The following is an 8792-nucleotide window of genomic DNA, read 5'->3' on the forward strand; positions in this document are numbered from 1 at the left end:
GTAAGCAAACTGAATCTAAAATATAAACCTTAGTTGCCAAACCATTGCACTGCTAAACCTCATCCTATGACATCCGATCAACCCTCTGAGCAACCTGTATCTGAATCTACCGCTAATGAATTCGACAGAGAGCAGCAAGATATTGCAAATGCTTTATTTCCCATCGTTGGCATTGCCGCCTCTGCGGGTGGATTAGAGGCATTTACACAGGTACTTAAGCATTTGCTTACCGATACAGGGATGGCATTTGTGCTGATTCAACACTTAGACCCTAACCACAAGAGTCTGTTGAGCGAGATTCTGGCAAGAACAACTCAAATGCCAGTAACTGAAGTGCAAGACGGCATGACTATAGAACCTAACAAGGTCTACGTTATTCCGCCTAACACTAAGATGATCTTAGCTAATGGAGTGTTCCAACTAACGCCGCGAGAGAAAATTCAGGGCAAATATATGCCTGCTGATGCGTTCTTTACTTCATTGGCAGCAGATCGAGGCAACAAAGCGATCGCAGTGGTTTTATCTGGAGCGGATGGAGACGGTTCACTGGGGTTAAAGGCAATCAAGGCAGCTGGAGGCGTGACTTTTGCTCAGTGCGAAGACACGGCAAAATTCGATAGTATGCCCAATACTGCTGTTGCCACAGGGAATGTCGATTTTGTGCTGCCGCCTCAAAAAATCGCCGAGGAACTGATAAACCTCAGTCGCAATCCTTTTATTTCTGACTCATTGCCACCGATCGCAATTGAAAAGTTGCCCAAACAGGGGGATGCCCTGGCGACTATATTTGTGTCATTGCGATCGGCAACCGGCGTTGACTTCAGCCACTACAAGCCCAACACCCTCGATCGCCGAATCCAGCGCCGAATGCTGTTGTATAAACTAGAACGCTTAGAGGATTATGCCGAGTATTTGCAAAAGAATCCGGGTGAAGTCAAAGCGCTCTATGAAGAAATTCTGATCCACGTTACCTATTTTTTCCGCGACACCGAAGCATTTCAACTCTTAAAAGAGCAAGTTTTTCCCACTATCATCCAAAACAAATCAGCATTGCCATTTCGGATTTGGGTAGCTGGGTGTTCCACGGGCGAAGAAGTATATTCGATCGCCATCTCCTTGCTGGAGTTTTTGTCGGATAAAGTCACCCCGCCGCCGATCCAGATTTTTGCCACAGACATCAGCGAGATAGCGATTAACAAAGCAAGAGCAGGCATTTATGTAGAGAATCAAATGGTGGAAGTCTCACCAGAGCGTCGCCGCAGATTCTTTAATGCCCTTGAAGGCGGTGGGTATCAAATTAGTAAAGTTGTCCGCGAACTGTGTGTGTTTGCCCGACAAGACTTGGGTAGCGACCCCCCTTTTTCCAACTTAGATTTAATTAGCTGCCGGAATGTACTGATTTACTTGGACGAAACGTTGCAAAAACGGATATTGCCCATCTTCCATTACAGTCTCAACCCGACTGGCTTTTTGCTGCTAGGAACTTCAGAAAGCACTGGTAAATATTCAGAGTTGTTTACTCTGATTGACAAAAAGAATAAAATCTATGCCAAGAAGCTAACTGCAAATCGTCCAATTCTATCGTTCGTTACCAGCAATTATCCGGTAACAAAAGTGGAGGAAAAGCCGACCAATGAGAATCCATCAAATGAGTTTGATTTAGAGAGAAAAACTGACCAACTGATCTTGAATCACTATGCCCCAGTGGGTGTAGTAATCAACAACAAGATGGAGGTGCTGCAACTTCGGGGAGAAATCGATCTCTACCTCAAACTTTCACCTGGAAAACCGAGTCTCAACTTATTTAAAATGGTGCGTCAAGGCTTGCTCATGGAGCTACGCGCCACAATTTATCAGGCACAACAGCAAAAAAATCTAGTTAGAAAGGAAGGGTTACGAATTGAAGAGGGCAATCTTTCAAGAATCATCAATATTGAGGTGATTCCATTCAAGTCTTCCATCGACGAAGAATTCTACTTTTTGGTTTTATTTGAAGAAGCCTCACCCACGGTTAACAATCTCAGCCCGGTAAATCGTGAGAGCCAAGAGCAGCCAGACTTAGAGCAAGAGATTGTTCGGCTCAGGCAAAAACTCGCAAACGCCAATCAAGAGAGGGCTGCCACTCAAGAATATCTGCAAGCGGTGATCCAAGAGCAGGAACACATCAATCAAGACCTGAAAGTTGCTAATGAAGAAATCCTCTCCAGCAATGAAGAGTTGCAAAGCACCAATGAGGAGTTAGAAACTGCTAAAGAAGAGATTCAGGCAACCAATGAAGAACTTAACACAACCAATGAAGAACTTCGCTCTCGAAATCTGGAATTACACCAACTTAACAACGATCTGACAAATTTACTTGGCAGTATCAATATTCCTATTTTGATATTGACTTCGGACTTACGGGTTCGACGTTTTACGCCAATGGCGCAACGGCTTTTCAATTTAATTCCCGCCGATGCTGGACGACCTTTGAGCGATATCAGAGCCAATCTCGATGTTCCTGACTTAGAACCTCTAATTTTGGAGGTACTTGACACACTCAGCATCAAAGAATTAGAAGTCCAAACTCTAGGGGGACATTGGTACAACCTCCGCATCCGTCCTTATCGCACCACAGAAAACCAGATTGACGGTGTAGTGTTGGTGTTAATAGATATTGATGTTCTCAAACGCAGTGCCGCAACCTTAGAAGAAGCCCGGAATTACGCTGAAGCAATTGTAGAGACGGTACAAGTGCCGTTAATCGTGCTTAATTCTGATTTCCGGGTGAACAAAGCCAATCGCTCATTTTATGAAACATTTCAGGTTTCACCATCAGAGACAGCGCAATCTCTGATTTTTGAACTAGGGAACGGTCAATGGAACCTGCCGGGACTGCGATCGCTCTTAGAAGATATTCTCGCCAACGATACCACTATTCAAAACTTAGAGGTAGAGCATCGTTTTGAGCAGATTGGGCAGAAAACCATGCTGCTTAATGGTTGGAAAATTATTCAACAGGGAGAAGCCCAAAGGATTTTGTTGACGATTGAAGATATTAGCGATCGCAAACAGTTTGAGTTAGAGCGATCGCAACTTCTAGCACAGGAGCAGTCAGCCCGTCAACAGGCCCAAATCGCCAACCGAGCCAAAGATGAATTCCTGTCGAACCTCTCCCATGAACTTCGTAACCCGCTCAATACTATACTCGGCTGGGCGCAACTTTTCCGCACCCGCGATTTAGATTCTTCAGCAGTCACTCGTGCCTTAGAAGTGATCGAGCGGAGTGCTAGAATGCAAGCTCAGTTAATCGATGATATGCTGGATCTATCGCGGATTACGAGTGGAAAGCTTCATTTAAACACTCGTCTAATCGATCTCGTTTCAGTAGTGGATGCCGCGATTGAGTCGATCGAATTTTCCGCAGAGGCGAAAAGCATTCAAATTGTTTCACAGTTGAACTCGGCGACAGTTGTCGGAGATTTTGACCGTTTACAGCAAGTTCTGTGGAATTTACTAACTAATGCCATTAAGTTCACTTCACCTGGTGGACAAGTGGAAATCACCCTTGAAGCTGTATATACTCACGCCGAAATTCGAGTCAGCGATACAGGAGTTGGCATCCCGGCAGACTTGCTGCCGTATGTGTTTGAGCGCTTCCGCCAAGGAAATTCCAGCAGCAGTAAAACAACTCAGGGGCTTGGATTGGGCTTATCAATCGTCCGTCATCTTGTCGAACTTCACGGTGGAACAGTTCAAGCGCAAAGTCCAGGCGAGGGAGAAGGAACCACAATCATCATCAGGCTGCCTCTGCGCTCAATGCCAGTGGAAATTACACCGCCAACTTATTTAGAGCCGAGCCTTTTATCAGAGACTCCAGATACATTAGATGGTAAGAGTCCATCCCTTACCCTTCAAGGGTTATGCATCTTGGCTGTAGACGATCAAGCGGATAGCCGCGACTTAATCAAGTGGATGTTAGAAGACTTCGGGGTTGAAGTAGTGGTTGTTACATCGGCAAGGGAAGCGATCGCTGCTCTAACCGAATCTCCTGGCAAATACGATCTGCTTCTAGCAGATATTGGAATGCCAGAGGAGGATGGTTACTCCCTAATTCGTCAGGTTAGAGAGCTTGAGGCTGAAACTGGGAGACAAATTCCAGCAGCAGCAATCACTGCCTATGCCACCGAGCAAGATCGGCAAAGGGCGATTAATGCTGGTTTCCAAATGCATCTAGCTAAACCGATTGAACTGACTCAATTGGTATTGATGATTGCAAATTTGACTGGACGAATCATAGATAATTCGTAATTCGTAATTCGTAATTCGTAATTCGTAATAGAGCCTCCGGCACGCTGCGCGTTAAGAGAAGCTATGCCGCAGGCTTTGCGTAATTTGTAATTCGTAGTTGAGAGGATGTTTTAAAAGTCCTCTTATCGGTAGCAAAACGTTCTAGATCCCCCTAAATCCCCCGATAAATTGGGGGACTTTGAGAGTTTTTTGCCCCCCAATTTATCGGGGGATTTAGGGGGATCAAAAGCTTGTGGGGCAATGTTAGAAGACTTGTGTGTACACCGTAGCCTTTTTAAGGAAGGTTAGAGGGTATCAATAAGTGCAAAGATACAGCCAACCACTTTTCAAACATCCTCTAAGGTTTTTAGCGCTAACCCAAGCGTATTTTGCTATATATAATGTTTGAATAAACGTTTTAATTACGTATAAATTGTTTAATCTGAATCTAAAACATTCAAAAGTTATAGATGGTGTTTGATATCTTTATTTAAAAAGATACAAAACATATTTAATTTATTTTATTAAAACAGAAAGTATCAACTATGAATTGAGGAATCAAAAGCATGACTGCAACCTTCATGAAGCTGCCTAAGTTTCGCAATACTCAATGGGTGAGCTTTATAGGTGGAGAAGGGATTGTACGAAACTACACACCTGAATCTGGGACATGGACGTATCTCATTGAGATGACATTAGGGCTAGAGCCTGACTTTGGCAGAGTTGGTGCAGAAACGATGATATTCCTCACCGAGGCAGATTTGCGCAGCACATAAGTAGGTCTTTGACAAGGCTACAGCTTAGTATGTTGCGCCTTTAAGCGGTTCTCAGTTGAGTGCAATACAGACCTAACAAGAACAGCCCCTTCCCTTGTAGGGAAGGGGAGTAAGATTCAAAGCCTCTCTCCTTTTAGGAGAGACGTTTGGAGAGAGGTCAAACTGTATTGCTTCCATTCGAGAACCGCTATATCGGTATCCCAATGGGTAGAAAAACACTCCTATTGACAATACCTTCGCCAAATCGAAAAATGTCTCGATTCGTAGGTTGGGTTGAGGCACGAAACCCAACAAATACGTTGGGTTTTGCTTCGCTCAACCCAACCTACAAAAAATGGCTACAAAAAATGGCGAAGGTATTGATTGAGTAAGAGAAATGTAAGAAGACTTGCTATTGCTGAACACGTAAGCCTCATTAGTCATATCGTGTCATGCCCCTACCATTCTCGCTTAGAGAGTTCTTTTATCGACAATAAACTGACTTCAATCTCCTGCCGCACAACGTCTGTGATCTCACAGTTGCTATTAAGGCAATCGAGAAGCAACTGATTGGCATTGTAATATTGTTGCAATACTTGTTGTTGCTGTGGGCTGAAGTGCCAGTCATGCTGAATGTTTCGATGCTTGGCGATCGCAATTTTTAACTGTTCCATCCAAGCAGGATAACTTGTTTGCCACCATGTCTCAATCCTTTCTCTACTTTGTTCTAGATCGGGCAGTAGGTCTTTAAATTGTTGTAAAGCTTGATGTAAGCCAGCATCTTGAACAATTGCTAAAGCACTACTCAGAGCATCGTCGCAGGCATAGACATCGGCAAAATTAGATTTGCATTCAATTACTAGGTTCTCTAATGCCGCATCCAAAAAAATATCTTGATTGAGGATGCAGACAAGGGCAAAGTACGGGGTAAGGTGAGGAGTCCTAGCCAGGGCAAGATAAAACGCCCAAATTGCCGCAGACTCAGGAACAGTGAGGGACTTTTGACTTGCCCAAATTAAAAATTTTTGCAAATATGGGTCTTGAGCCGCTAGCGCATCAACTTCTTGCTTCATCAACTGCACGAAAAAATCTGCATTCCGTAGCATAGCAACCGTTAACAAAAAGATTTCACGCCACCTCGGTTCAGTAATATGAGTTACCAGACGTTCTAACGGTTGTTCTAATGTTTGTAAATTATAACTGGCAACGATTTTTCGAGCAGTCAGGTATTCTTGAAACGTCAAATAAGAGAAAGAGAAAATCCCCCGCACTCGTTCTGCCAGTAATCCATGTTGCAACTCTATCGCCTGAAGTACCCCTTCACTATCTAATTCCAATTCCTCTGGTTCTGTGGAAGCATTCGGCAAATCACCGATATAATCACTAATGTATTGCTCAACAATGCGTTGTTCAAAAAAGTAATTACCCTGCTCAAATGTCGCGCTAGCAACCTGACTCAGCAACTTAAGTTTTTGTGGTAATAAAAAACCTTCGTACACTTCATCCCGTTCAATTGCTTTAGTTTCGTCCCATTTGCCCAAGAGCAGGTCTAAACATTGCTTATAAAACGCAGCTTTTTGGGTTGGGAATTTGTTCTGGTGATGAAAAACCCAGCAGGCGAGATGCAAAAATAAGGGAGTGACAGCAAGTCTCCGAAATTGTAAGTTTTCGGGTAAATCTAGTTTTTCAATAAACTCAATTGCCTGTTCTTGTTTATTCTGGATGTTGGTTTTCGTAATTGCTGTAAACCACTTCTGAGCAAAAGCAACAATTTGGTCAGAGGTAAATGGGGCAATTTCAACATCTGTAAAGCGTCTGAGGTTGAAAGCTTTAGCCGCCGTGCGGCAGGTGACGACAAACATATTCTTTTGATACTTTTCAGAGAATCTGCGAATCTCATTGGCGACACCCTTGCTTTCTTGATGAAGCACTTCATCTAATCCATCCAGCAACAGCAACACTCTGCCTGACAACAACAAAGTTTCAAGTACAGATCGATCTGAAATCCCACAGGTAAGGAATTCCTGACAAATATAGTTGAGTAAATCGAACTCTCCTGCAACTCTCGTTTCGTCAGCAAAATCCCTTAAGGTAACAAAAATAGGAACCCGATTTGCAGCAAATCTCCCTCGGTTGCATTGAATCGCCAAATGTTGTAAAAAAGTGGTTTTACCTGCTCCCGGTTTACCCAACACCCGCAGCTTTGAGTAAGTTTGAACTGCCGCAATCCCCGCGATTTGTATTTGGGATACTTCACCTAAAGCAAAGCGATCAAATTCTTGTGATGTAAACTTTTGCAAGTCAGCAAACTCTAACCACTGAAAGCTGGCAATCTCCTCTAAAATCTTGACATCGATGTAAATGTCGTCTATTCTAACGGGGCGACTAACATCTAATAGCTGCAAAGTGCCGCACTGGTCTTGAATTTTGTCAAAGCGTTGCGATCGCACTTGTTGGACTAGAGCATCAATATCTAAAAATTCAGTAGCATCAGGTTCTTTTGATTCAGGGAATTCTTCTGGAGGATTAGCCGCAATCTCGCGCCAATTCAACGACAACACAGAACAAATTTCTATAAAGATATGACGCTCAATTGGACGGCCACTAAAAAACCGCCAAATTGGTTGGCGAGTCTTTAAGTTAACTTCAAAAGCCAAATTTTCTTGTGTCCACCCCTTATGAGCGAACGTTTTTTTAGCTTGTTCCATCCCAGCGAGTGATGCTTGGAGCGATCGCTTTACCATAGAAGCTTACATACATCAAACAAGAATTATTCAATTTGACATTATTGCAACATATAGTTTCGGAACTACTTAGAAAGTAAGTTAGCTATTTTTGCTATCTTTAGATACTAATGATTTCATTTAAAGCATCTTCAGCCGATATCCTGTGATTGCATTATTCTCAGTAGAGCCTGAAACATTAAAGTATGCTTTATGACTGTATATTTAATGTCATAGAAAGTTTTTCTATATTTAGTAACTGTAGTGCTGCGGCAAGTTCAAAGTTTGTGTACGATATGAGTACCAGCCCTCTCAATATTGACAAATAGTACACTATGTGTATTTTCTAAGAAGGTAAGAGTAAAAATGCACTTAAGCGCTTATGCTATCTCCCCTATTTGATGCTTTTGTAGAGGCAAGCCCCGTCAGTGTAATGATGCGAGTCCTGATGGAAAACATTTTTAACTCCTCGCGGATGAATCATCTGTTCGAGACTTACAGTGAACGCCAATACTCTCAAGAGTTACTGTTTTCGACTCAGGTGGATTTGATGAGTCTGGTGGTGTGTGGGATGTATCCATCGGTTCATGCGGCCTATCAGAAGAAGGCAGTGGAGGTAAGTGTCAGTGCCACGGCGCTATACAATAAACTGCAACGGATTGAACTGCCCGTGAGTCGGGCATTGTTACATGAGACGGCATCCGACCTCCAGCAGTTGCTTCACCTATTGAATGTGGAACATCCCAGTCCTCTAGGAAAAGAATATCGACTTCGGATTGTGGATGGCAGTTGTTTAGCGGGTACCGAACGCCGACTAGCAGCGCTGCGCCCCCATGCAGCCAAACCCTTGCCAGGAAAAACTATCGCCATTCTTGACCCCGGAACAAAACTGGTGATTGATGTTATTCCCTGTGAAGATGGTCATTCCCAAGAACGCTCCAAGTTTCATCAGGTTTTGGCACTTGTACAATCCCAACAGGTATGGATTGCCGACCGCAACTTCTGTACTGCCGGATTTCTCTTAACCATTGTGCAACAGTCCGCT

Annotated in this window: 3 protein-coding genes and 1 pseudogene; 3 read left to right on the plus strand and 1 reads right to left on the minus strand. The window is 43.5% G+C overall.

What is annotated here, in order from left to right:
* The first annotated feature begins 66 nt into the window (after positions 1-66).
* Positions 67-4290 carry a chemotaxis protein CheB gene (locus HWQ36_RS31620; RefSeq protein WP_292710234.1) on the plus strand — a complete coding sequence of 1408 codons (4224 nt, stop codon included), beginning with the start codon at positions 67-69 and terminating at the stop codon, positions 4288-4290.
* 545 nt (positions 4291-4835) lie between these two features.
* A complete protein-coding gene (locus tag HWQ36_RS31625) occupies positions 4836-5045 on the plus strand; it encodes a hypothetical protein (protein WP_292710237.1) in 210 nt (69 codons plus the stop codon).
* A gap of 437 nt (positions 5046-5482) precedes the next feature.
* On the opposite strand, the gene HWQ36_RS31630 is transcribed toward HWQ36_RS31625, so the two are convergent.
* A complete protein-coding gene (locus HWQ36_RS31630) occupies positions 5483-7768 on the minus strand; it encodes an NACHT domain-containing NTPase (RefSeq protein WP_292710239.1) in 2286 nt (761 codons plus the stop codon).
* Positions 7769-8129: 361 nt separating this feature from the next.
* Here HWQ36_RS31630 and HWQ36_RS31635 point away from each other — a divergent pair.
* Positions 8130-8792, plus strand: a pseudogene (locus tag HWQ36_RS31635) (IS4/IS5 family transposase); the annotation flags it as partial.

The sequence above is a fragment of the Nostoc sp. NMS2 genome (assembly GCF_017115105.1).
Classification (GTDB): Bacteria; Cyanobacteriota; Cyanobacteriia; order Cyanobacteriales; family Nostocaceae; genus Nostoc.

Bases quoted from the DNA above. Each gene is read 5' to 3' on its own strand.
- HWQ36_RS31630 (WP_292710239.1), bottom strand. From the start codon at position 7,768: ATGGTAAAGCGATCGCTCCAAGCATCACTCGCTGGGATGGAACAAGCT.
- HWQ36_RS31625 (WP_292710237.1), top strand. From the start codon at position 4,836: ATGACTGCAACCTTCATGAAGCTGCCTAAGTTTCGCAATACTCAATGG.
- HWQ36_RS31620 (WP_292710234.1), top strand. From the start codon at position 67: ATGACATCCGATCAACCCTCTGAGCAACCTGTATCTGAATCTACCGCT.